This is a genomic window from Stappia sp. TSB10P1A (genome assembly GCF_900185725.1).
Lineage (GTDB): Bacteria > Pseudomonadota > Alphaproteobacteria > Rhizobiales > Stappiaceae > Stappia.
The window spans coordinates 127,377-149,151 of record NZ_FYAU01000035.1; the positions used below are offsets into that span (position 1 = coordinate 127,377).

21 protein-coding genes and 1 tRNA gene are annotated in these 21,775 nt (G+C 67.6%); 6 read left to right on the forward strand and 16 right to left on the reverse strand.

From position 1 onward, the window contains the following. Positions 1–20 precede the first annotated feature (20 nt). The 5 genes from TSB10P1A_RS17900 to TSB10P1A_RS17920 form a co-directional block, all read right to left on the reverse strand. Positions 21–854, reverse strand: a complete 834-nt coding sequence (locus tag TSB10P1A_RS17900; protein ID WP_186389306.1) for a carbohydrate ABC transporter permease — start codon at positions 852–854, stop codon at positions 21–23. Next, positions 851–1,768 carry a carbohydrate ABC transporter permease gene (locus TSB10P1A_RS17905; RefSeq protein WP_186389307.1) on the reverse strand — a complete coding sequence of 306 codons (918 nt, stop codon included), beginning with the start codon at positions 1,766–1,768 and terminating at the stop codon, positions 851–853. The genes TSB10P1A_RS17900 and TSB10P1A_RS17905 overlap by 4 nt, the downstream gene beginning before the upstream one ends. Before the next feature lie 142 nt (positions 1,769–1,910). Then, the gene (locus TSB10P1A_RS17910; RefSeq protein ID WP_186389308.1) at positions 1,911–3,128 is read right to left on the reverse strand and encodes a sugar ABC transporter substrate-binding protein; all 1,218 of its coding nucleotides are present in this window, start codon (positions 3,126–3,128) and stop codon (positions 1,911–1,913) included. Positions 3,129–3,162: 34 nt separating this feature from the next. After that, positions 3,163–4,077, reverse strand: a complete 915-nt coding sequence (locus tag TSB10P1A_RS17915) for an alpha/beta hydrolase (protein WP_186389309.1) — start codon at positions 4,075–4,077, stop codon at positions 3,163–3,165. Beyond that, entirely contained in the window at positions 4,074–4,772 is a 699-nt protein-coding gene (locus tag TSB10P1A_RS17920; protein WP_186389310.1) for a GntR family transcriptional regulator, read from the reverse strand. Before TSB10P1A_RS17920 ends, TSB10P1A_RS17915 begins: the two co-directional genes overlap by 4 nt. 238 nt (positions 4,773–5,010) lie before the next feature. On the opposite strand from TSB10P1A_RS17920, the gene TSB10P1A_RS17925 reads away from it, so the two are divergent. Next, positions 5,011–6,087: an ABC transporter ATP-binding protein gene (locus tag TSB10P1A_RS17925; protein WP_186389311.1), complete on the forward strand. Its 1,077-nt coding sequence runs from the start codon at positions 5,011–5,013 to the stop codon at positions 6,085–6,087. Positions 6,088–7,031: 944 nt separating this feature from the next. Here TSB10P1A_RS17925 and menC read toward each other — a convergent pair. The 6 genes from menC to TSB10P1A_RS17955 form a co-directional block, all read right to left on the reverse strand. Next, positions 7,032–8,174 (reverse strand): o-succinylbenzoate synthase, encoded by a 1,143-nt coding sequence (gene menC / locus TSB10P1A_RS17930; RefSeq protein WP_186389312.1) that lies wholly within the window; start codon positions 8,172–8,174, stop codon positions 7,032–7,034. A gap of 72 nt (positions 8,175–8,246) precedes the next feature. Then, positions 8,247–9,074 (reverse strand): ATP-binding cassette domain-containing protein, encoded by an 828-nt coding sequence (locus tag TSB10P1A_RS17935; RefSeq protein WP_244293175.1) that lies wholly within the window; start codon positions 9,072–9,074, stop codon positions 8,247–8,249. After that, positions 9,071–9,922 (reverse strand): ABC transporter ATP-binding protein, encoded by an 852-nt coding sequence (locus tag TSB10P1A_RS17940; RefSeq protein ID WP_186389313.1) that lies wholly within the window; start codon positions 9,920–9,922, stop codon positions 9,071–9,073. Before TSB10P1A_RS17940 ends, TSB10P1A_RS17935 begins: the two co-directional genes overlap by 4 nt. Beyond that, the gene (locus TSB10P1A_RS17945; protein ID WP_186389314.1) at positions 9,919–10,818 is read right to left on the reverse strand and encodes an ABC transporter permease; all 900 of its coding nucleotides are present in this window, start codon (positions 10,816–10,818) and stop codon (positions 9,919–9,921) included. Before TSB10P1A_RS17945 ends, TSB10P1A_RS17940 begins: the two co-directional genes overlap by 4 nt. A gap of 4 nt (positions 10,819–10,822) precedes the next feature. After that, the gene (locus tag TSB10P1A_RS17950) at positions 10,823–11,740 is read right to left on the reverse strand and encodes an ABC transporter permease (protein WP_186389315.1); all 918 of its coding nucleotides are present in this window, start codon (positions 11,738–11,740) and stop codon (positions 10,823–10,825) included. A 182-nt stretch (positions 11,741–11,922) separates the two neighbouring features. Next, positions 11,923–13,500: an ABC transporter substrate-binding protein gene (locus TSB10P1A_RS17955; protein WP_186389316.1), complete on the reverse strand. Its 1,578-nt coding sequence runs from the start codon at positions 13,498–13,500 to the stop codon at positions 11,923–11,925. A gap of 277 nt (positions 13,501–13,777) precedes the next feature. Between TSB10P1A_RS17955 and TSB10P1A_RS17960 the strand changes: the two genes are divergently transcribed. Next, the gene (locus TSB10P1A_RS17960) at positions 13,778–14,557 is read left to right on the forward strand and encodes an IclR family transcriptional regulator (protein ID WP_186389317.1); all 780 of its coding nucleotides are present in this window, start codon (positions 13,778–13,780) and stop codon (positions 14,555–14,557) included. 236 nt (positions 14,558–14,793) lie between these two features. On the opposite strand, the gene TSB10P1A_RS17965 is transcribed toward TSB10P1A_RS17960, so the two are convergent. The 3 genes from TSB10P1A_RS17965 to TSB10P1A_RS17975 all read right to left on the reverse strand — a co-directional run bounded on the left by TSB10P1A_RS17965 (position 14,794) and on the right by TSB10P1A_RS17975 (position 16,811). After that, complete coding sequence (locus tag TSB10P1A_RS17965) at positions 14,794–15,231, reverse strand: YqaA family protein (protein WP_186389454.1); 438 nt, start codon at positions 15,229–15,231, stop codon at positions 14,794–14,796. After that, entirely contained in the window at positions 15,231–16,430 is a 1,200-nt protein-coding gene (chrA, locus tag TSB10P1A_RS17970) for a chromate efflux transporter (RefSeq protein WP_186389453.1), read from the reverse strand. The genes TSB10P1A_RS17965 and chrA overlap by 1 nt, the downstream gene beginning before the upstream one ends. 305 nt (positions 16,431–16,735) lie before the next feature. Further along, positions 16,736–16,811, reverse strand: a tRNA-Glu gene (locus TSB10P1A_RS17975). Between the two features lie 338 nt (positions 16,812–17,149). On the opposite strand from TSB10P1A_RS17975, the gene TSB10P1A_RS17980 reads away from it, so the two are divergent. Together TSB10P1A_RS17980 and TSB10P1A_RS17985 are read left to right on the forward strand one after the other, a co-directional pair. Then, on the forward strand, positions 17,150–17,488 hold the full coding sequence (locus TSB10P1A_RS17980; protein WP_186389318.1) for a helix-turn-helix transcriptional regulator: 339 nt from the start codon (positions 17,150–17,152) through the stop codon (positions 17,486–17,488). 244 nt (positions 17,489–17,732) lie between these two features. Continuing rightward, positions 17,733–17,876, forward strand: coding sequence for a hypothetical protein (locus TSB10P1A_RS17985; protein WP_186389319.1), 144 nt, complete (start codon positions 17,733–17,735; stop codon positions 17,874–17,876). A gap of 28 nt (positions 17,877–17,904) precedes the next feature. Here the strand turns inward: TSB10P1A_RS17985 and TSB10P1A_RS17990 are convergent, their stop codons facing one another. After that, on the reverse strand, positions 17,905–18,819 hold the full coding sequence (locus TSB10P1A_RS17990; protein ID WP_186389320.1) for a restriction endonuclease: 915 nt from the start codon (positions 18,817–18,819) through the stop codon (positions 17,905–17,907). A 370-nt stretch (positions 18,820–19,189) separates the two neighbouring features. Beyond that, on the reverse strand, positions 19,190–19,630 hold the full coding sequence (gene gloA / locus TSB10P1A_RS17995) for a lactoylglutathione lyase (protein ID WP_186389321.1): 441 nt from the start codon (positions 19,628–19,630) through the stop codon (positions 19,190–19,192). 338 nt (positions 19,631–19,968) lie between these two features. Here gloA and TSB10P1A_RS18000 point away from each other — a divergent pair, with 338 nt between their 5' ends. Then, a complete protein-coding gene (locus TSB10P1A_RS18000; protein ID WP_186389322.1) occupies positions 19,969–20,553 on the forward strand; it encodes a cold-shock protein in 585 nt (194 codons plus the stop codon). A gap of 161 nt (positions 20,554–20,714) precedes the next feature. Further along, positions 20,715–21,224, forward strand: coding sequence for a DUF192 domain-containing protein (locus TSB10P1A_RS18005; RefSeq protein ID WP_244293176.1), 510 nt, complete (start codon positions 20,715–20,717; stop codon positions 21,222–21,224). Positions 21,225–21,775: the final 551 nt, after the last annotated feature.

A 21,775-nucleotide genomic window follows, 5' to 3' on the forward strand; every position in this document is an offset into this window, starting at 1 on the left:
GAGGAGGGTCCTTTCGAGGCTCAGCCCTTCACCGCGCCCTGGGTGAGGCCGGAGATGAGGCGTTTCTGGACGAGCAGGAAGAGAACGGTCGCGGGCATGGCGCCGATGATGCCGCCGGCGGTGAGCAGGCCCCACTGGACCTCGTATTCGCCGATCAGCGTCTGCACGGCGACGGTGATGGTGCGCACGTTGCGGCCGCCAAGCGTCAGCGCGTAGAGGTACTCGTTCCAGGCGGTGATGAAGATATAGATGCCGGTGGCGACGATGCCCGGCGCGCAGAGCGGCAGGATCACCCGGCGCAGGGCGCCGAGGCGGGTGCAGCCGTCGGTCATCGCCGCTTCGTCGAGGGAGCGGGGAATGCCGTTCATGTAGCTCACCATCATCCAGACCGAGAAGGGGATGGCGATGGTCGAGTTGGCGATGATCAGCGCCGCATGGGTGTCGAGCAGGCCGAGCACGCGCATCAGCACGAAGAGCGGCAGGATCAGCAGCACCAGCGGAAACATGTTGATCAGCAGGAACTGCATCATCAACAGGCGCTTGGCCTTGAACTCGAAGCGCGAGAACGCGTAGGCGGCGGTGATCGACAGCGACAGGCCGACGACCACCGTGCCGCCCGCCACGATCAGGCTGTCGAGCAGGTTGCGGCCGAAGCCGACGGTGCGGAACAGGCGGGCATAGTTTTCGAAGGTCGCGCCGAGGATCGACGGACCCTCCACGAAAAGCCTGGCCTCCGGCGTCACCGAGGTGAGGAACATCCAGGCATAAGGTCCGAGCGTGAAGGCGAGGATCGCCAGCATCGGCAGGTCGACGGTCAGGATCCGCCGCCACAGCGGGGTCTTGCGCAGTCTCATCGGCTCACCGCCTTTCCGGTGCGGCGCAGGTAGATCAGCACGACCCCCATCAGCAGCAGGGTGAACAGGACGGCCAGCGCCGACCCGTAGCCGAAGTCGAGATTGGTGCGCGCCTTGATGAAGGCGTAGAGCGGCAGCGTGTAGGTGCTGTAGCCCGGCCCGCCGCCGGTCATCACGAAGATGACGTCGAAGGAATTGGCGACCCAGATCATCCGCAGCAGCACCGCCGTCACCAGGACGCTGGAAATGCCGGGCAGCGTGATGTGCCAGAACTGGCGCCAGGCGCTGGCCCCGTCGATGGCCGCCGCCTCGTAATAGCTGCGCGGGATCGATTGCAGGCCGGCGAGGATCATCACCGCGAAGAACGGAAAGCCCTGCCAGGTCAACGTCAGGATGATGGCACCGAGCGCGGTGTCCGGCCGGGCGAGCCAGGGCATCGCCTGCTCGATCAGGCCGAGGCGCAGCAGGAAATCATTCATCAATCCGTAATTGCTGTCGTAGATCCACACCCACATCAGGGCGATGACGACGGAGGGAAGCGCCCAGGGAATGATGATCAGCGCGCGGGCGAGCGGGCGCCAGGGGAAGTCCTGGTTGAGCAGCAGGGCGGTGGCAAGGCCGAGCAGCAACTGGGCGGGAACCGTGATGCCGATCCAGATCGCGGTGTGGCGCAGCGAGATCCAGAACACCTCGTCGGCCAGCGCCTTGCGGTAGTTGTCGAGGCCGAGGAACTCGAAGCGGTGCGGCCGGAACAGCACATAGTCGTGCAGGCTCATCCAGGCCGTCTGCAGCATGGGAAAGAAGACGATGGCGAGCGTCACCAGCACCGCCGGGGATAGCATGGCATAGGGAAGCACGCGCCGGCCGAGCGGCCGTCCGGTCGGCCCGGCATCGGGAACGGTTGTATCGGTCATGGTCTGTCTGGCCGTCGGCTGGATCAGCGGACGGTCGGGCGAAAACGCCCGGCCGTCCCGTGGCTGATCGATTCCAGGGTGCGGGAGACCCGGGAAGGCTGCGCGCGGCAGGCCTCCCCGGCGGCGATGGGGCCGGTTCCGGCTAGTTTGCGTAGAGTTCGGCGATCTTTTCGTTCATCTCTTTCGCCGAGATCTCGCCGGTCAGGGCGCGCTGCATGTTGACCGGCCAGACGGTGTTCACGAAGTCCGAGGTCTGCGAGACATTCGGCAGCAGGTGAGCGTGAGGAAGCGAGTCCACCGTCGCCTTGACGAAGCGGCGCGGGTGCAAAGACCAGCGTTCCGCATCCGAGCGGACCACCGGAAGCTGGCCCGTCGCCTCGTTGAACCGGGCATTGTTGACCGGCGAGGACAGGAACGAGATCCACTTCCAGGCCGCCTCCTTGTCGGAGGCCGACGACAGGATGGCGGTGCTCTCGTCGCCGAAGGCGGTCCAGCGGCCGCCGCCGCATTCGGGCACCGGCGCGGCCGACACCTTGTCGCCAAGCACCTCGACAAGGCCGTTGGCCGAGCCGATGTGATGGATGGTCATCGCCGTCTTGCCGGCCTTGAAGGCGCCGAGGATTTCCTGGAAGCCGTCATTGGGCGCGGAGGGCGGGAAGATGCCGTCCTCGCGGAACAGGTCGACCACGTATTGGCTGCCGGCAATCCCCGCCTCCGAGGTCAGCCCCTGCTGGAGGTCGACCCCCTCGCGGCCGAGCACGAAGCTCGCCCAGTGGTCATGGCCGCCCTTGCCGCCGCGAAATCCGAAGCCGTAGACATCGGGCCGGCCGTCGCCGTCGGTGTCGCGGGTCAGGGCCTTGGCAACGCTGCGGAATTCGTCGCAGGTGGCGGGCACCTGGAGGCCGAGCTCGTCCAGCATGTCCTGGCGATAGTAGAGATAGAGCACGACATACTGGACCGGCAGGTAATAGGTGTTGCCGTCGGCGGCACGGGTCAGGTCGAGAAGATTGTCCTCAAGGCGATCCTTGCCGTCCCAGGCGTCGATCTGCGCGCCGATCGGCTCCAGCGCGCCCATTTCGACGAGGCGCGGCTGCGCGAACATCTTGACCATCGCCGCGTCGGGCGCGTTGCCGCCGACGATCGCGGTGTAGAGATTGTCGTAATAGCTGTTCCAGGGAATGTTCTCGGCCTGGACCTTGATGCCCGGATTCTGGGCCTCGAACTCGGCGACAAGGGCGTCCATCGGGTTGTCGGCATTGTCGAAATGATACCAGAAGCGGACAGTGCTGTCGGCATGGGCAAGGCTGGCCATCAGCGTCAGCGCGCTGGCGGCGACAGCGAGTTTCCTCAGTATTTTCATCTTGTTGGTTCCTCCCTGGATGATGGGCCGCTCCTCAGGCGGCCCGTTTTCTGAAGACGGTGCCGGCCTGTTCGAAGGCGCCGCGCGCCTCCGGCAGGGCCGAGCCCATCTGCATGAAACCATGGACGACGCCCTCGATGAGATCGAAAGGGTCGTCGCGGCCGAGCGCCCGCAGGCGCGCGACCAGCAGTTCGGTGTCGCTGCACAGGGGGTCGATCCCGGCGGCGTTGAGATAGAGCGGCGGCAGGGCGGCGAGCGCCGCATCGCTGGCCGCCAGCGGCGACACCGTCGGCCGGCCGCGCAGATCGCGCGCCGCATACCAGTTCCAGTAGCGCTGCATCTTCGCCCGGGTGAGACCCGGCCCGTCCGCGTAGGCCTCGTAGGAGGGCGTGGCGAAGTCGGCGCCATAGACGCCATAGAACAGCAGCGCCTGGGCCGGCAGCGCGCTGCCGTCCTCGACCAGCCGCAGCATGGCGGCGAGCGCCAGATTGGCGCCGGCGCTGTCGCCGGCGATCGACCAGCGAAAACCGGGATCGCGCGCGGTCCAGGCCGCCAGCACATCCTCAAGTCCTTGAGGGTAGGGGTGTTCTGGGGCCAGGCGATACTCGATCGTCAGCACGCGGGCGCCGGTCGCATCGGCAAGGCGCCGGGCGGCGGCCTCGTGGGTCGCGGCGGAACAGAAGGCCCAGCCGCCGCCATGGACATGCAGGATCGCGTCGCGCCCCGTGTCGCCCTTCGGCACGACGAGGCGGGCGGGCAGGCCGGCCTGCATCAGGTTGCGGCTTTCGGCGACCGGCGGCAGGTCGTCGTTCCAGCGGATGTTGGTGAGCGCGGCGAGCGAGCGCCCGGCCTGCGGCTCCAGCGTGGTCGGGTCGGCAAGACCCTGATCTTCCCGCGCGAGGCGGTCGAGCAGGGCACGCATCGCCGGGCTGGGCTGGCGGGCGGTCATGCGCAGGGTCTCCCGGTGAGGTCCGGGCCGAAGTCGACGATGGTCGAGATGTGGTGCGCAAGCACCGCGCGCAGATGGTCGATATTGCCGGCGCGCAAGGCCTCGACGATGGGGACATGCCGTTCGGCTGTCTCTTCAAGCGCCCGGTTCGGCTGCGAATTCATGATCTTGTAGCGGTGATTGTGGATCAGGCAGCGGGTCAGGATCGGCACCACCAGCGGCAGGTCGGCTGCGGCGAAGAGGGCGGTGTGAAACGCCCGGTCATGAACCGAAAGGCGGTATTCGTCGCCGTCGCGGGCGGCGTTGCGCATGGCGTCGAGTTCGTCGCGAAGCTGGCCGACAAGGCCGCGCCCGGCATTGGCGAGCACCCGTTCGAGATAGCCGCATTCGACCTCGCGGCGGATGTTGATGAGGGCGCGGGCGTCCTCCGTGCGGCAGGGGGCGACCAGCGTGCCGCGATGCGGCAGGCGCTTGACCAGGCCCTCCTCGGAGAGCTGCATCAGGGCTTCGCGCACGGTGCTCTGGCTGCAGTGGAAGCGCTGGGCCAGTTCCATCTCGGTCAGGGCGGAGTCCGGCGGCAGGTCGCCGAGCACGATTTCCCGCTGCAGCGCCACGAAGACGGCATGGCTGCGCCGGCTCGACTGGCGGGGGACAAGATCCATCACGGACGCGGTCGAGAAACTCTCAACGGCCATCGAACATCGGCTCCTTCCTGCGGCCGGACCCGCGCCGGCCCAGCTTTTCCGCGCTTTTTTGCCCCGCTGCCGCCGTCCGCCGGCCCGAGATTGCCAGGGTGGCCGGAACGTCGGTGGCGGGACCCGGCGGGGATATCCGCTCTCCCGACCGGGCTTGCGCTTCATTATCGATATCGATAACATCCAAATTATCGATAATGCAAGCCCCGGAACGAGGGCGGCGAACAGGGAGAGCGCCATGGCCGAAATCCGGCTGGAAGGGATCGTCAAGAATTACGGCTCGGTGCGGGCGATCCATGGCGTCGACCTCGATGTGCGCGATGGCGAGTTTGTCGCCTTTGTCGGGCCGTCGGGATGCGGCAAGTCGACCATGCTGCGGATGATCGCCGGGCTGGAAGAGATCTCCGGCGGCGTGCTGAAGATCGGCGAGCGGGTTGTCAACAATGTCGAGCCGCGCGACCGGGACGTCGCCATGGTGTTCCAGGACTATGCGCTCTACCCGCATATGAGCGTTGCCGAAAACATCGGATTCGGCTTGAAAATGAGAGGCTTGAAGGCTGCCGAGATCGCGCCGAAGGTGCGCGAGGCGGCGCGTATCCTGCAGATCGAGCCCTATCTCGACCGCAAGCCGGGCCAGCTTTCCGGCGGCCAGCGCCAGCGCGTCGCGATGGGCCGGGCCATCGTCCGCAAGCCGGCGGTGTTCCTGTTCGACGAGCCGCTGTCCAACCTCGACGCCAAGCTGCGCGTCGAAATGCGCACGCAGATCAAGCGCTTGCATGCGATGCTGAAGACCACGACGGTCTATGTCACCCATGACCAGACCGAGGCGATGACGCTGGCCGACCGGGTGGTGGTGCTGCGCGGGGGTAACATCGTGCAGCAGGGCCACCCGATCGAGCTCTACAGCCGGCCGAACTGTCGCTTCGTCGGCGAGTTCATCGGCTCGCCGCAGATGAACATCTTCAGCGGAAACCTCGACAGATCAGGGGCTTCGCCGGTGCTGAGGGTGGGAGATGCGGCGCTCAGGCTGGGCGAGGTGGCAGCCCCCGACGGGGCGCGGATCGACGTGGGGATCCGTCCCGAGCACCTGTCGTTTGCCGGGGACAGGGACGGCGCCATCGCGCCGGTGGTCGAGGTGTTCGAACCGCTCGGCTCCGACACGATGGCGATCTGCCGGTTCGGCGATCAGGAGCTGACGGCGCGGCTGGCGCCGACCGTGGCGCTGCGCCGCAACGAGAGGATAAGCCTCGATTACGATCTTGCGGACCTGCATTATTTCGAGCGCGACAGCGGCGCGAGACTTGAGGTGAATTGATGTTTTGTGTTTTAAATCAATTAGTTATGTGTTGATCTGAAATTGAGACGGATTTTGCGAAATTCCGTCTCAAAATCGCGTTTTTTTGATTTTTGCGTCTCAAGCCGCGTCAACCCCGGATACGGCCGGCGGGCCGTCCCCGCGCCGCGCTCCGGCGTGTCCGGCGCGGGGATAACCTTGGTGAGGGTGAGGCGGCGGCCTCGCGCTGCCTCCCCGGGGATTTCTTCCGCGTAGCTGCTTCGCTCTTTGTCCCTCCCGTCGCGCCAACCTCTCTTTGCGTCATTCCGGCCAAGGTGCAGCCGCGAGCCGGAACCGGGGAGGCACGGTGCGTGTGGCGTCGTTCGGGGAGCGCGGCCGAGAGGCCCTCGGCTCGCCGGTCCCGGCTCGGCGCTGCGCGCCGTCCGGGAGGACGAACTGAGAGCGTGGTGCGTGCCGGGCGACGGGTGCGCGAGAGCGGGCGCCGTCCGGGAAGACGCCGGGAGGGGCGGCGTGCCCTCGCCGCCGCTCTGGCAGCCAATGGGCACCGGGTCGCGCTGCGCTTGCCCGGTGTGACGGCCGGGGGGGCGGTCGGCATCTCCGCCGTTCCCTCCTTTGCCCCAACCTCTCTTGGCGTCATTCCGGCCAAGGCGCAGCCGCGAGCCGGAACCGGAGAGGCACGGTGCGTGTGGCGTCGTTCGGGGAGCGCGGCCGCGAGGCCCTCGGCTCGCCGGTCCCGGCTCGGCGCTGCGCGCCGTCCGGGAGGACGAACTGAGAGCGTGGTGCGTGCCGGGCGACGGGTGCGCGAGAGCGGGCGCCGTCCGGGAGGACGCGGGAGGGGCGGCGTGCCCTCGCCGCCGCTCTGGCAGCCAATGGGCACCGGGTCGCGCTGCGCTTGCCCGGTGTGACGGCCGAAGGTGGGGCCGCCGTTCCTCCCGCCGCGCGGGCCGCCCGTCGCGCCTGCCGCCTTACGCGGCCGCGCCGAAGGTCTCGCGGTCGCTGGAGACGGTGTCGAGGAACGCCCGGTCGAGGCGAACGCCGATGCCGGGCCCTTCCGGCACCGGCATCATGCCGTCCTCGGTCTCCAGCCATTCCACCGTCAGATCCTTGCGGAAGTAGCGCCGCGCGCTCGACGTGTCGCCGGGCTTGCGGAAGTTCGGCAGGGTCGACATGTGAATGTTGTGGGCACGGCCGATGCCGGACTCCAGCATGCCGCCGCACCATACCGGAACGCTCCAGGCCTCGGCGATGTCATGGATGCGGCGGGCTTCCAGATGGCCGCCGACGCGGCCGACCTTGATATTGACGACGCGGGCGGCATCGCTTGCCAGCGCCTTGCGGGCATCGGCGGCCGAGCGGATGCTCTCGTCGAGGCAGACGGGCGTCGCGATGCGCGACTGCAGCACGGCGTGGTCGTGGATGTCGTCATAGGCGAGCGGCTGCTCGATATATTCCAGGTCGAAGGCGTCGAGCGCCTTGAGGGTGCGCAGGTCGGCGAGCGAGTAGGCGGTGTTGGCATCGACGCTGATCCTCGCGTCCGGCAGGGCGGCGCGCACGCGGGCGACGAGATCGAGGTCATGGCCCGGCTCGATCTTCAGCTTGATGCGCTTGTAGCCGGCCGCGTGATGGCGCTTGGCCGCCGCGACGGTCGCCTCAACGTCCTCGATGCCGAGCGAAACGCCGACGGCGACCCTGTCGCCGCTGCCGCCGAGCAGGGTCTTGAGCGGCAGGCCGAGCGCCTTGGCCCACAGGTCCCAGAACGCCATCTCGACGGTGGCCTTGGCCATCCAGTGGCCGCGCCAGGGGGCCAGCACCTTTTCCAACTGCTGCGGGTTCTCGAAGCTTTTGCCGACGACGTTGGGCAGGATCGCCTCGCGCAGGAAGTAGGTGGTGGCGGAGATGGTGTCGTCGAGATAGTCGGGCAGCGGGTCCATCACGCCTTCGGCATAGCCTTCGAGTTCGCCGGACTTGAGGATCAGCAGCGGAAACACCTTCTCGTGCATAGTGCCGGTGGAGGTGGTGAAGGGCGAGATCAGCGGCAGGCGGACGATGTGCAGCTCGGCGCTGTCGATGCAAAGGGGCAGGTGCCGGGTGGCGATGGGGCGTGTCATTTTATTGACCTTTTGGGGAGTGGGAAGCCGGCCAGACAAGGGTGGGGCCGGCTTCGGGAAAGGCAGACGAGTTCAGGGGTTCGGGCTGGCGGCCGGGACGGTGAGCGCGGAGGCGAGCAGGCGGCGGGTGTAGTCGTGCTGAGGCGAGGCGAAGAGGGTTTCGGCCTCGGCGACCTCGACGAGGCGGCCGGACTGCATGACCGCGACCCGGTCGGCGATATATTCGACCACCGCGAGATCGTGGCTGATGAAGAGATAGGTGAGGCCGAACTCGGCCCGCAGCTCCATCAAAAGGTTCAGCACCTCCGCCTGGACGGAGACGTCGAGCGCCGAGGTCGGCTCGTCGCAGACGACGATCTCGGGCCGCGAAATCAGTGCCCTGGCGATGGCGACGCGTTGGCGCTGGCCGCCGGACATCTGGCTCGGATAGGCCTCCAGCATGCGCTCGGGCATCCGCAGGATGTCGAGCAGCTCGCGCACCCGGCGCAGCCGCTCGGCCGCCGCGACCCCGCCGGCGATGACCAGCGGCGCCTCGATGATCTGGCGCACGGTCTTGCGCGGGTTGAGCGAAGAATAGGGATCCTGGAACACCGGCTGGACGCGGGCGGCGAAGGCGCGGCGGCGAATCGAGGCGACCGGCGCGCCGTCGAGAAACACCTCGCCGGAGGTCGGCGCCTCGAGCCCGAGCAGGATGCGCGACAGGGTGCTCTTGCCGGAACCGGATTCGCCGACCAGCGCCAGCACCTCGCCGCGATGCAATTGCAGGCTGACGCCGTCGAGTGCATGCAGGTCGCGCGGGGTGCCGAAGACGCCGCCACCGAGGCGGTAGGTGCGGCGCACGTCGCGCAGCTCCATGACGATGTCGCTCATGGCTTTCCCGCTCATGACTTGGTCGCTCATGAGGAGGCCTCCGGCGTGTCGTCGCTCCAGCGGATGGCGCCGAGCGTGTCGCGGCCCCAGCGCATGCCCCGGCGGGGCACGGAGGAGAGCAGTGCCCGCGTGTAGGGGTGTTTGGGCGCGCCAAGCAATTCGCCGACCGGGCCGCTGTCGACGGTGCGCCCGCCATACATGACCTGTACGCGGCCGGCGATGCGGGCGACGACGCCGATGTCGTGGCTGATGAAGATCATGGCGAGGCCGCGCTCCTGCTGCAGGGAGGCGAGCAGGTCGAGGATCTGCGCCTGGACGGTGACGTCGAGCGCGGTGGTCGGCTCGTCGGCGATGATCAGGTCCGGGTCGCAGAGCAGCGCCATGGCGATCATCACGCGCTGGCGAAGACCTCCGGAAAGCTGGTGCGGGTAGACGCCGAGCCGCTCGCGCGGATGCGGGATGCCGACCCGGTCGAGCAGGTCGAGGGCGCGCTCGCGCGCCTCGCGCTTGCCGCCGCCACGATGGCGGGTCCAGGTCTCGGTCATCTGCCGGCCGATGGTCAGCACCGGATTGAGCGCGGTCATCGGCTCCTGGAAGATCATCGCCATGCGGTCGCCGCGGATGTCGGCCATCCGCCGCTCGCTCAGGGCGAGAAGATCGGTGTCGCCAAGGCGCATCTCGTCGGCCTTGACGGAGATGCGCTCGGGCAGCAGCCGCATGATCGCCATCGAGGTGACCGACTTGCCGCAGCCGCTCTCGCCGACGATGCCGAGCGTCTCGCCGGCGCCGACCTTGATATCGACGCCGCGCACCGCCTGCAGCGGCTCGCCATGCGTGGGAATGGTGACCTTGAGGTTGCGGACGGAAAGGACGCTCATGCCCGGCTCTCCGGGGTCAGCACGTCGCGCAGGCCGTCGCCGATCAGGTTGATGCCGAGCACCAGGATGGCGATGGCGGCGCCGGGAATGGCGATCAGGCGGGCGTCGAAGAAGACGAGGCCCTTGCCCTCCGAGACCATCAGGCCCCAGGAGGGGGTGGGCGGCTGGACGCCGAGGCCGAGGAAGGAGAGCGCCGATTCCAAGAGGATGGCGTGGGCGACCTCCAGCGAGCCGATGACGACGAGCGGGCCGATGAGGTTGGGCAGCAGCTCGACGATCAGAATGCGCGGGGTGGAGGCGCCCATGGCGCGGGCGGCGGTGACGAATTCCTGGTTGCGCAACTGCTGGGTCGCCGAGCGCACGACGACGGCGAAGCGGTCCCACAGCAAGAGGCTGAGCACGGTGACGACGATCCACAGGTCGCCGCCGAACAGCGAGACGACGGCGAGCGACACCAGCACCACCGGCAGCGCCAGGCGCACGGAGATGATGAAGGTGACGATGCTGTCGACGCGGCCGCCGAAATAGCCGGCGAGCAGGCCGAGCGTGGTGCCGATCAGCCCGGAGCCGATGGCGGCGGTGATGCCGATCAGCAGCGAGATGCGGGCGCCGAAGAGAATGCGCGAAAGATAGTCGCGCCCCAGGGCGTCGGTGCCGAAGATATGCTCCCAGCTTCCCTTGTCCGACCAGACCGGCGGCAGCAGCCGCCGCGACAGATCCTGGGCATACGGGTCGTGCGGAGCCAGCAGCGGCGCGAAAAGGGCGATCAGCACGACCGCCAGGACGATGGCGCCGCCGATCAGCAGGCCGCGATGGGCCCGCGCCCGCTTCAGCATGATGCGGCGCGGCGAGGGGTGGGGGAGCTTGGCCGTTGCCGGCAGGGATTGGGCGGTCATGGGGTCAGCTCACGCGGATGCGGGGGTCGAGCCAGGCGTTGATCACATCCGCGAGGAAGGTCAGCCAGACATAGATCATGGCGTAGACGAGAATGATCGCCTGAATGGTCGGGAAGTCGTTGCGGGCGATGCTCTCCCACGCCAGCAGGCCGATGCCGCGGATGCCGAAGACGCTTTCCACCACGACCGAGCCGCCGAGGATGAAGCCGAACTCGACGGCGGCGACGCTGATCACCGGCAGGATGGCGTTGCGGATGGCATGGCCGAACAGGACCTGGCGCGGCAGCAGACCCTTGGCGCGGGCGGTGCGCACATAGTCGGACGACAGCGCGTCGATCATGCCGGCGCGGCACAGGCGCAGCATGGAGGGCGCCGCGTAGTAGCCGAGCACCAGGGCCGGCAGCACGAAATGGGCGAGCGTCTGCGAGCCGGAGACCGGCAGCACCCGCAGCTTGACCGCGAACAGCCAGATCAGCATCAGGCCGAGCCAGAAGCTGGGCGTCGCCTGGCCGATGGTGCCGAAGGTGAGGGCGGCGCGGTCGGGCAGGCGGTTCTGGCGGATGGCGGCGATGATGCCGAGCGGGATCGCCAGCACGATGGCGACGCCGATGGCCAGCACGCCGAGCGTCGCGGTGGCCGGAAAGCGCTCGGCCAGCAGGGTGACCACCGGCTTGCTGAAATAGATGCTGTCGCCGAAGTCGCCCCGGACGGCGCGGCCGACCCATTCGGCATATTGCACCGGGATCGGGCGGTCGAGGCCGTAGCGGGCGCGGATGACGACGAGATCGTCCTCCGTCGCGCCCTCGCCGGCAATGGCGATGGCGGGGTCGCCGGAGACGAACATCAGGCCGAAGCTGATGCCCGAGACGACGAGGGCGACCAGCGCGGCGATCGCCAGGCGTTTCAGGGTGAAGCGGATCATGCCAGGCCTTTGCGGAACAGGGACCGGATAGACGCCATACGGGACAGCCCAAATGGGGCAGCCGAACGGGAGCGGCCCACCATAGCAGTCAACGGGGGATCACCGCCGGCAGCGCCGCCGAGCCTCCTCATGCGCGCGAAAATGGACCAGTGCCGCATCCGGGCGCGGCACCGGTCCTGCCGTTACTTCCAGCTCGTGGCGTAGAAGCGGGGCAGTTCGTCAGCCGACGGGGTGAAGTCGAGCTGCGCGTTGTAGCTGTAGTTTTTGGTGTAGCTGAACAGCGGCAGCCAGTAGGCCTCGTCGGCGATCAGTTGCAGGGCCTCGGCATAGCTGGCGAGGCGCACGTCCGGATCGCTGGCGAGATCGGCGCGGCGGATGGCCTCCTGCAGCGCCGGGTCCTTGGCCGGATCGTCCGGGCCGCCGCCGAAGAAGTAGCTGGTGATGGCCGACACGTCCGGGATCGAGGACGAGCCCCAGCTCATGTTGGCGACCGGCACCTTGCCCTCGCGGATCAGGTCGCGGGCGGCGGAATATTGCAGCCAGCGCAGGTTGGCCTTGATGCCGACCTTGGCGAGATCGCCCATGATCGCCTCGGTGACCTCGCGGTCGCGATAGCCGTAGAGGTCGACGGTGAAGCCGCCGGCCTTGCCGGCCTCGGCGAGCAGGGCCTTGGCCTTTTCCGGATCGTGGTCATAGGCGGTGACGTCGCTGGTGCAGCCGAACTGCACCGGATGGCAGGCGGCGTTGACCACCTGGCTGTTCTCGCCCATCAGGTGGCGGGCGATGTTGGCGCGGTCGATGGCATGGCCGACGGCCTTGCGCACGCGCGCATCGGTGAAGACGTCGGTGCCGCTGGTGCCCTTCAGGTCGAAGGTCAGGTAGCTGATGCGCATGGTCGGCGCGTTGACCGAGGTGAGGTGCGGCGCCTGGGCGAGGTTCTCGGCCTGGTCGTTGCTGATGCCCCAGACCCAGTCGATGCCGCCGGTCATCAGCTCGGCGATCTGCGTCGCGCCGTCGGCGATGGTGCGGTAGGTCAGCGTGCCGATCTGCGGCTTGCCCTTGGGACCGTCGAAATAGGCCTCGTTCGCCTGCATCACGACGGTGTCGCCATTGCCGAAGCTGGTGACCTTGTAGGGGCCGGTGCCGACCGGCGGCACGGCGGCGAAGCGCTTGTTGCCGTCGCTGCCGGTCTCGGCCTTGTCGAAATGCCCGTCCGGCAGGATCGGCAGGACCAGCGCCAGATAGGAGAGCGCGGCCGGGAACGGCTCGTTCAGGTGGATGCGGACGGTGCGCTCGCCGACCTGCTCGGTCGACTTGATCCACTTGATGTCGCCATAGTTGAGAACGCCGTTCTTCTCGTCGGTGACGAAGTTCAGCGTGTAGACCACGTCCTTCGGGCCGAAGCTGCTGCCGTCATGGAAGGTGACGCCCTCGCGCAGGTCGAATTCCAGCGTCAGCGGGTCGATCTGGCGCCATTCGTCGGCCAGCAGCGGCTTGAACTCCTGCGCCTCCTGATCCCAGAAGACCAGGCCGTCATAGACATGCTGGGCGACGACGACGGCCTCGCGCGAGGTGTCGAAATAGGTGTCGGCGGCGGTCAGCTCCTTCTGGGCGGACCAGACCAGGCTGTTGTCGGCCGGGCCGGCGAGCGCCGGGGCGAGGGGGGCGCCGAGCGCAAGCGCGGCGGCGAGCGCGGTGCCGAGCTTGAGGGACTTCAGCGATGCGGAAAGGGACGTGCTGCGGGACATGCTTCGGGACATTCGAGACCTCCTGGGCGCTGGATCGCCCTTGATCGATGTCAGGCGCGATAGGCGCCGGCTGTGATCGATATTTTGTGTTTTTTATCGAATAGTGATTATCGACATTGATATTTAAATGTGACAACATGAGGCTTGTCAAGCGGCGCTCTATCGTGCGGCTTAGGGAAAAGATGTCCCGCCTTGCCGGTCCGGCGGCGCGGGACAGATCAAGGCATTCACGGTGCAGCGGTTTTCGCCCTAGAGCGTGGGGCGGACGTTCGGGGGAGACGATGGCAGGATGAGCGGACAGACCAGGCCGCCGGTGCTGGCGAGCACGCTGGAACGGGGCATGCGCGTGCTGGCGCTGTTTCGCGACCACCACGCGGCGCTGAGCCTGACCGAGATCGCCGAGGCAGCCGGGCTGGAAAAGAGCGCGGCGCAGCGGCTGACCTATACGCTGCACGCGCTCGGCTATCTCGACCGCGACGACAAGACCCGCCGCTACCGGCCGGGCCTGAGGATGCTGGATCTCGCCTATGCCTTCCTGATCCACGACCGGCTGCTGGAGCGCGCCCTGCCGCGAATGATCGAGGTCAGCCGGATGCTGCGCACCACCATCAATCTCGGCGTGCTGGACGGGCACGAGGTGGTCTACAAGGCGCGAATCCCCCACACCAGCCTTGCCTATGACGCGACGCTGATCGGCGTGCGCCAGCCGGCGGCGGTGACGGCGATCGGCCAGGTGATCGCCGCCTTCTCGCCGCCCGAAGTGCTGGAGCGGATGATGGAGCCGGGCCTGCCGGAGCCGGTGACGCCCTTCACCTGCCAGGACCCGACAATCGTGCGGGCGCGCGTCGCGCAGGCGCAGCGCGACGGCTATGTCATCACCAACCAGCAGATCATGCTGCAGGAAATTGTCATCGCCGCGCCGGTGATCGGCGCCAACCGCCAGGCGGTCGCGGCGATCAGCATGCCGGTCTATATCCCCGAATGGAGCGAGGAGCGGGTCAGGCGCGAACTCGTCCCGGCGATCACCGATGCGTCGCGGACGATTTCCTCGGTTGTGGCTCTCGCGTAAAGGCAGGAAACTCTACTCCCGCGGCCGACAGAGCAACCCGCGTCCTCTTGGACGCGGAAAGTTGCTCTGCGAGCTGAGAGCGATCAGCTTCTGGACGTCCGAAACGCGGACGTCCGCTGATCTGCCGCGGTTTTCTGCGCTTCCGGTGCTCACGTACCCGAATGTACGCTGCGCTCCGGTTCTCGCAAACCACGCCATTCGGCTCGCAGGAGCGAGTTTGGATCAAGGGTCGCCGTTTAGCCGAACAGGCCGAGCGTGACGGCGGCGAGCACCGCATAGCGGCCGGTCTTGGCGATGGCGACCAGCACCAGCACGGTGAGGAAGCGCTCGCGCATCACCCCGGCGGCAAGCGTCAGCGGATCGCCGATCACCGGCATCCAGGACAGCAGCAGCGACCACTTTCCCCAGCGGCTATACCAGCCTTGCGCGCGGGTAAGCGCCGCCTCGCTGACCGGGAACCAGCGGCGGTGGCGGAAGCGCTCGATGCCGCGCCCCAGCGCCCAGTTGACGATCCCGCCGAGCGTGTTGCCGAGGCTGGCGACGACAAGCAGCAGCAGCACGGGACGGCCGCTGAGCAACAGGCCGACCAGCACCGCCTCCGACTGCATCGGCAGCAGCGTCGCCGCCCCGAAGGCGGCAAGGAACAGACCGCCATAGACCCCGATCTCGACCATCATGCGGCTGCGATTGCCATGCCGCCGAGCCCGGCGACGAGGACCGCCACCCAGGGCGGCGCCTTCCAGGCGGTCAGCAGCACGAAACAGGCAAGCGCCAGGGTGAACTGCGCCGGCGTCGTCACCGCGCTGGTGAAGACCGGGTCGTAGAGCGCAGCGCCGAGAATGCCGACGACGGCGGCATTGGCCCCGGCCATCGCCGCGCGCGCGCCCGTGCGGGCGCGGAACGCCTGCCAGAACGGCAGCACGCCGACCAGCAGCAGCAGGCCGGGCAGGAACACGGCGACGAGCGCCAGCGCCGCGCCGGCAATGCCGTTCGGCGGCACGGCGAGCACCGCGCCGAGATAGGCGGCGAAGGTGAAGAGCGGGCCGGGCACGGCCTGTGCCGCGCCATAGCCGGCGAGAAAGCTCTGCGCGTCGACCCAGCCGCCGCGCACGACCTCGGCCTCCAGCAGCGGCAGCACCACATGGCCGCCGCCGAAGACCAGCGCGCCGGCGCGGTAGAAGGCATCGACCACGGCAAGCGCCTGCGACGGCACCAGGTGAACGGCGAGCGGCAGGCCGACCAGCAGCAGGGCGAAGAGCGCGAGGCAGACAAGGCCGGTCCTGCGCGAGACGGGTGCGCGGGCGGCGGCGGCGGGCCCTTGGCCGGAAGCCGCGCCGGGAAGCCTCAGCATCAGCCCGGCGAGGGCGGCAAGGGCGATGGCGCCGACCTGGGCGAGCGGGCCGGCGACCAGCAGCACGAGGGCGGCGGCGGCGAGCGCCAGCGTCGCCCGCTCCCGGTCGGGGCACAGGGCCCTCGCCATGCCGAGCACCGCATGGGCGACAATGGCGACGGCGACCAGCTTCAGCCCCGCGACGAGGCCCTGGCCGAGCGGGCCGGAAAACAGCGAGGCCCCGAGCGCGAAGGCGACGAGCAGCAGCGCCGACGGCAGGGTGAAGGCGGCCCAGGCGGCAAGGGCGCCGAGCGGGCCGGCGCGCATCAGCCCGAGCGCGAAACCGACCTGGCTGGAGGCCGGGCCGGGCAGGAACTGGCACAGGGCGACGAGATCGGCATAGGCGGCCTCGTCCAGCCATTTGCGGCGCAGCACCAGCTCCTGCCGGAAATAGCCGAGATGGGCGATCGGGCCGCCGAAGGAGGTGAGGCCGAGCTTCAGGAAGGCGCGGAACACCTCGCCTGTGCTGCCCTGCGGCAGCATTGCGGGTGCGTCGTTCTCGGGCGCGCCGGTCTGGGGGGCGCCGGTCTGGGGGGCGCCGGTCTGGGGGGCGCCGGTTTGTGGGGCGCCCGTTTGGGGGGTGTCGGTCTGGGGGCCGTCGTTCCCGCTCACGGGCGCGCTCGTCGTCACGTCGGTCTCTCCTGCCTCTTTTCCGGACGGGGCCGTATAGCCGCGCGGTGTTGCGGGCGCGTGACGGCACCCGCCGCCCACACGGGCGCAGGATGGCGGCACGGCGGCGATCGGCAAAGGACAATGTCGGGAGAGGGATGGGAAGGCAAGCGGTGGAGTGGTACGCCCAACGGGACTCGAACCCGTGTTTCCGCCGTGAAAGGGCGGCGTCCTAGACCGCTAGACGATGGGCGCCCGGTCCGTCGATGTGCGCGGGTTATAAGCAGCTTTGCCCCGGCGGGCAAGGGGGTAGGTGACGCATCGTCCACAGGCTGGTGAGGAGGGGGAGGGCGGCGCGGGGAATTCGGCGCCGATCTTCGCGCTCTTGCCCGGCCGGGATGCGCCGCGCCACCGGGAAGGGTGGTCGAGTCCGTCCGCAATGGGGCGACTTCGTTCCATGAATAGATCCGATTAAGGTCTTGCGAGCCGTTTATGGAACATGTCTGGCCTTTCGACGGGATTTCGTGGTAGGGTGGTCCATAAACGGAGCGGCAAGCCGCTATCGGCTCTTTTTACGGAACAACGAGACGCGGATGAGCAAGCCGGCGACACGCAGCTACTCGCGCTACGGGCAGGAGGCCGCCGAGCTGCTCGGCCATATGATCCGCAGCGCCCGGATCGAACGGGAGATGACGATCACGGACGTGGCCGAGCGGGCCGGGATCTCGCGCGGCCTCGTCCACCGGATCGAGAGCGGCGACATGGGCTGCTCCATCGGCGCGGCCTTCGAAGTGGCGGCGATCGTCGGCGTGCCGTTGTTCGAGGCCGGGCCGACGACGCTCACCCGTCACCTCGGCCTGGTTCGTGACAAGCTGACCCTGCTTCCCAAGGCGGTTCGCCAGGGCCGGAAGGCGGTGAAAGATGACTTCTAGGCCGGGCCAGGACGAAGCCTATGTGTGGATCTGGCTGCCGGGGGCTTCCCCATGGGCATCGCCGTTGAGGCGGCCGAGAACGGGATGACCAGCGTCGCGGTGCGGCTGGATGGGGGAGACGGTGGTGGCGTGATGAGCGCGAAACGCGTTGTAACTGCTCGCTTTCGCCGCGCGCCTATGGATCGCTTCTTCGCGATGGCACAGCGCGGAGGCCCCGATCAGCGAAGGTGAGAACGATAGGGCGTTGAGCGCATTCATCAGCAGGAAGGCCGAATTTGATGGCCTTCTGGAGAGGTCCACCGCCCTGTCGGCCTACTATTTCGGCGTTTCCCTGATGATGTTCATTGATGACATGTCAGCACGGTCGCGGCTGCTGTGCTTCTGCTGAGACAGGCAATTGCGTAGCTGGACCCGAATTAACCCTCTGCCTCGTCGAAGTAATCCGTGTCGACCTTCTTCAGCTCAAGGATGCGGTAGCTTCGAACTGCCACGCCGTACTTCACCAGCAGCCGGGTCAACTCTTCACCGTCGATCAGGATCAGGCGCTTCGGGCTTCGCTGTGCATATTGGAGCGCGGCTGATGCGAAGTGGCTGGTGGTCACGAACACGCCCTTCGTGGCGCCGCGTTCGTCCAACGCCCCAGCGAATTCTCGGATCTTTTCCACGCCGATACTGTTGCCTGTGGCGTAGCGCTTGGCCTGGAGGTGGATAATGTCGAGGCCGAGCACGTCCTCGTTTATAACGCCGTCGATCCCGCCGTCGCTCGTACGGCCGAGCCGCTCGCCGGATCCATTTGCGCCGTAGCCCATCCCGAGCATGAGATCGACGATCAGCTTCTCGAACGCGGTCGGATGCATCACCAGGATGCGTTCGAGCAATTCTTCCCGTAGCGCGGCGTTCAGATCCTCGAATGCTGCCTCCACTCGTTCCTCGGGGGTTCCGGCAGCAAGATCCTGCGTCGGTTCGACTTCGGCCGGATGATCCTCATTGGCCTTGGTCCGGAATTCGTCGAAGCCGTCGAACTGTGAGAGGAACGCGATGTCGATTCGTTCGGGTGGGCTCGATAGGACGGACTTCCCCTTGGGCGTTATCGCGAAGTGGCCACGCTGCGGACGCTCGACCAGGCCAGACTTCACAAGGTAAGTTACTGACCAGTGGACCCGGTTCGCGATCTTCGCTTGGCGTCCACTCGGCAGGAGCTCCTCCCGCTCCTGATCCGTAAGCGCGAACTCACTGGAAATACGATCTACGGCCTCCGCAACCTTGATCTCACCCGCATCGGCAAGACGAAGGACAGGCAGCATCAGCGTCTGGAAATCTGGAATCGGCATATCACCACTCGGAGCAACTATGTTGCTCTCGATTATGACAGGGCAATTACTCGCACACTAGCCCGGGATGGTGTGAATGCCCCGCGAACATCGGCTAGGCCCCTTGTCCCGTCCGTGTTGCACCGAACAGCCGGGAGCGGTCGTAAGCTTTTGATTTCGCGCGGCTTCGCGTTGCGTTCTCTTTCGACGCGGGGCCCAAAGCAAAACGACGCCAAGTCTTTGACTTGGCGCCATTGTTCTAGTCGCGAAGGCAAGACTTGAACCTGCGGCCCTTCCCGCCATAAGCCCGGCGCAGCAGGCCCTGCCGTCTTTGCGGCCGCTTTGAGCGCAAGGGAGAGGCGCCTCGCGCCCCTCCCGGATTTCGGCCGCTTTACCAGCTTCCGGTGTTGCCCATGGAGGCCCAGGGCTCCTTCGGCTCCTGCGCGCCGCCCTTTTGCAGCAGCTCGATGGAGATGTTGTCCGGCGAGCGGACGAAGGCCATGCGGCCGTCGCGCGGCGGGCGGTTGATGGTGACGCCGGCGGCCTGGAGCCTGGCGCAGGTCTCGTAGATGTCGTCGACCTCATAGGCGAGATGGCCGAAATTGCGCCCGCCCTGATAGTCTTCCGGGTCCCAGTTGTAGGTCAGCTCCAGCGCCGGCGCCTGGCCGGCGCGCACCGCCTCCACGTCTTCAGAGGCGGCGAGGAAGATCAGCGTGAAGCGGCCGGCCTCGCTCTCGTGGCGGCGGACCTCCTGCATGCCGAGCTTGTTGCAGTAGAAGTCCAGCGACTGGTCGATGTCGCGGACGCGGACCATGGTGTGCAGGTAACGCATGACTGCCTCTTCGTTTCGGTGTCTGGTGTCTGGTGTCTGGGGTGGACCCCACGCAGCGCGGCGCGGCGGGGGCGCGGCTGGGGCCGGCGTCGCGCAAGAGAATATGGTCTTGCGCGGCGACTTCAATGGAAGCTTGCGATCTTTCCGAGGCGACGTCCCGCGCAAGGCTTGCGAATCGGCGCGAGCCGGAGAAACTGTTGCAGGAGAGTAACCATGGCACTTTTTCGCAAAATGCACTGGTTCCGGGGCCGTGGGATGCTATCCTTGGCCTTGCGGAATCGGGGGTTTTCCGGTTGTGCGCTCACGGATCCAGCTTACGGCGTATCAGAGGCGGGACTATGAAGGACTTGGGGGCAAAGCCGGTTGTGGCCTCGCGGGACGCGGGATCGGAGGAGTCCGGGGTCGACCTGACGGTCGTCGCCGGCTCGATCAAATGGTTCGACGTGGCCAAGGGCTACGGGTTCATCGTCCCCGACGACGGACAGCCCGACATTCTCCTGCATGTCACCTGCCTGCGACGCGACGGTTTCCGCACCGCCTATGAGGGCGCGCGCATCGTCTGCGAGGTGACGCCGGGCAGCCGCGGGTTGCAGGCCTTCCGCGTGCTGTCGATGGACGAGTCCACCGCCGTGCACCCGTCCCAACTGCCGCCCTCGCGCACCCATGTGCAGGTGACGCCGGAAGGCGGCTACGAGCCGGCGGTCGTCAAGTGGTTCAACCGGGTCAAGGGCTTCGGCTTCCTGACCCAGGGCGAGGGCACGGAAGACATCTTCGTGCACATGGAGACGCTGCGCCGCTTCGGCATCACCGAATTGCGGCCCGGACAGACCGTGCTGGTGCGCTTCGGACAAGGGCCGAAAGGCCGCATGGCCGCCGAGATCCGCCCCGACGGCGAGGGCGTCCACATTCCCTCCTCGCATTGAGGCCGGCCTTGCGGCACGCCCCTTCGAGCCTTGCTGATCCGAGCCCTACTCATAAAGCGAGTTTGGGGGCGAGCTTGGGAGCGGGCAGGGCCCGCACCGGCGCGGGGCTCGCACGGGCACTGTCGTTTCGGACGATCCAAGGCTGGGCGGCGGCGCGCCGATTGTTTTCCCTCGATTTTTTGCCGGCTCGCCTGTTCCTTAGCCGGCTTGGTCCGGCGCTGCTGCTGGTCGTGCTGGTCTCCCTGCCGGGCACTGCCCGCGACGGCGAGCTGACGCTGCGGCGCGAGGCGCTGAGCGTCACCACCGCCGCCGGCACCATCCACCGCTTCGAGGTGGAGATCGCCGACACGCCGGCCGCCCGCTCGCGCGGGCTGATGTACCGGGAGGCTCTTGCCGCCGACGCCGGCATGCTGTTCGACTTCAAGAGCGACGGCCAGGTCGCCTTCTGGATGAAGAACACCCTGATCCCGCTCGACATGCTGTTCATCGAGCGCGGCGGCCGCATCGCCGGCATCGCCGAGAACACGGTGCCGCTGTCGGAGGCCCTGGTGCCCTCCGGTGCCGTGGTCCGCTTCGTGCTGGAAGTGCCGGGCGGCACCAGCGCGGCGCTCGGCATCGGCATCGGCGACCGGGTCGACAGTCCGACGATCCAGGATGCGGCGCCCCGCTGAAATCCTGTCAAGCCCTTATTTGCGGCGTCATTCCCCCGTTATTGCATCGTTATTTCGCCCTATCAGCCCCCGGCAAGGGGGGGTTGATTAGGGTTTTTTCCGCGTAAGCTGCGAATCACCGGAACGAATCACCCTAGGATTTGTCCGTACCATCCCGGCAGGGACGGCGCCGGTGGCCTGCCGCGAAGCGGGGGCGCCGAGGCGGCGCGGCCGATTGCCGGTGGTGGTTCCGGTCTGGTGTTCCGGTCTGGTGGCGCCCGATTGGGGCGGTCGGATCGGGTGGTCGGGTCGGCTGGTCGGGTCGGATTGGGGCGGTCGGATCGGGTGGGCCGCCGAACGGAGTTCATGGCGGCAGGTCGCCTCGTTATGGAGCGAAGCGCGCCGGCCGTTTGCAGATGTCGTCCGCGGTAGCCCTTTGGGCGCGCCGGGAAGACCGTGTCGAGGACGGGGAAGGGCTGCGAGCATGGTGTCGGCCACTGTCGGAAACTGCAAGACGGACTCGAGCGAGAAGACGAACTCGAGCGAGGCCGGCATCCCGCGATCCCCGGGCG